3 protein-coding genes are annotated in these 1,848 nt (G+C 74.4%); all 3 read right to left on the reverse strand.

Annotation, left to right across the window (positions count from 1 at the left end):
- Positions 1-125, reverse strand: a 125-nt coding sequence (locus KBX39_RS30330; RefSeq protein WP_210873837.1) for an SDR family NAD(P)-dependent oxidoreductase, incomplete at its 3' end; no start/stop codon positions are given.
- A 33-nt stretch (positions 126-158) separates the two neighbouring features.
- On the reverse strand, positions 159-635 hold the full coding sequence (locus tag KBX39_RS30335; protein ID WP_043323791.1) for a helix-turn-helix domain-containing protein: 477 nt from the start codon (positions 633-635) through the stop codon (positions 159-161).
- 46 nt (positions 636-681) lie between these two features.
- A partial coding sequence (locus KBX39_RS30340) for an LLM class flavin-dependent oxidoreductase (protein ID WP_210873835.1) occupies positions 682-1,848 on the reverse strand: 1,167 nt, incomplete at its 5' end.

Consider the following 1,848-nt stretch of genomic DNA (forward strand, 5'->3'; position numbering starts at 1 on the left):
ACGGTGTCCGGGTTGCGGGCGCCGGCCCAGACGGTCGCGCCGCGCGCGACGAGTTCGGCGGCCAGGTGCCGGCCGAAGCCACGGTTGGCGCCGGTGACCAGGGCGGTGCTTCCAGCGATCTTCATGTCTCGCTCCGAGGGGTGGGAAAGGAAGGTGGGTCAGGCGGACAGCAGGCCCGGACCGGGCAGGACGGCCAGCTCGCCGGGCGGTACGTCGTGTCCGGCGTCGCAGCGCAGCCGGGCGTGCACGGCCGCGCCGCACTCGTCGTGGGTCAGCCGGACGGCCGGGCCGGCCTCGTCGGCGGCGTACGTGTCGCCCCACTGCCGCAGCGCGACCAGCACCGGGATCAGGTCGCTGCCCTTGGCGGTGAGCACGTACTCGTCGCGGGTGCGCTGCCCGGGCTCGCGGTAGGGGCGCCGGTCGAGCAGCCCGTCGGCGACGAGCTGCTTGAGGCGTGCGGCGGCGACGGGCTCGCTGACGCCGACCCGCCGCGCGAAGTCGTCGAAGCGGCGGGTGCCGAACGACGCCTCGCGCAGCAGGAGCAGCGTGGTGCGGTTGCCGACCACCTCCAGCGCCCGGGCGATCGAGCAGTTGGCGGTGGACCAGGAGTCACGCTGCGCAAGGAGGTCCGTCATGGCTTCGACGGTACCCCCTGACTTAGGAAATCAAAAGTCAGCTACCTCACAGCTGGCCGGGGAAGAAGCCGTGCCGGGCCAGCGGCTCGACGATCTGGTGCTCCTCGTACGACAGGTGCGACAGCAGCGTGTCGGTGAGCAGGTCCACCGCCTCCTGGAGCTGCGTGAAGTCGCCGGGCCGGTGGACCAGTTCCACGAGCGCCCGGTCGACGCCCTCCACCACCCCGTGGATCACCACGTGTTCCTCCTCGAGGCGGTCGAGCACGGCCGCCAATCCGGCCTCGGAGCGGCGCAGGTGCGGGAAGATCGAGGCGTCCTCCAGCCCGTGGTGCTGGGTGACCATGGTGCAGTAGGCCGCGCAGTACGCCCCGAGCGTCCAGTTGTTCTGCCGCATGGTCATCTCGTTGAGCGCCGCCCGCGCCCGGCCCGGCGAGACGGCGCCCCGCTTGACCTGTTCCAGCAGGTCGCGCACCTGGGCCAGCTCCTGGCGCAGGTGGTCGTGCACGTCCACCAGGTGCTGCCCGGCGGCCTGCCCCCGGGGTGGGTAGACCTGGCCGGCCGGAGGCGGCGGGGCGGTCGGCCGGGTCGACTCGTCCCAGGGGCGGCGCGCGCTCAGACGTACCCCCGGGTCGGGGGTGGGGGTGACCGCCAGCGTGGCCGCGCCGCCGGTGGCGGCCGTGTCGTCGGCGACCGCGCGGGCCCCGCTGCCGGGCGCGGTGCGCTCGGCGGCGACGAGCTCGCGGACCGCCGGCGCTACCTCCTGGGCGAAGATCTGGATCGCGCGCGGCTCGTCGCTGCCGAGGATGAACGTGGTGACGCCGTGCTCCAGCGTGAGCCCGGCCAGCTCCTCCACCCACTGCTCCGGCGGCCCGGCCAGGAAGCCGGCCGACGAGCGGGCGAACGTGCCGGTCACGTTGAGCATGCGGCGGATCTCGGCCGGGTCGCGCCCGGCGGCCTGCGCGCCCTCGTCCACGAGCGCGTTCAGGGCGGGCAGCTCGTCGGGGCCCTTGGGCAGGTAGGACAGGGAGGGCAGCCAGCCGTCCGCGGCGCGGCCGACCAGGCGCAGCATGCGCGGCTTGTACGCGCCGACCCAGATGCCCACCCGATGCGCGGGCGCCGGACCGCGCTTGGCGCCGACCACCCGGTAGTGCTCGCCGTCGACGCGGATCATGCCGCGGCGGTCGGTGTCCCAGACCTCGCGGATCACCCGGAT

The organism is Micromonospora sp. D75, from assembly GCF_018070405.1.
GTDB classification, from domain to species: Bacteria; Actinomycetota; Actinomycetes; order Mycobacteriales; family Micromonosporaceae; genus Micromonospora; species Micromonospora chalcea.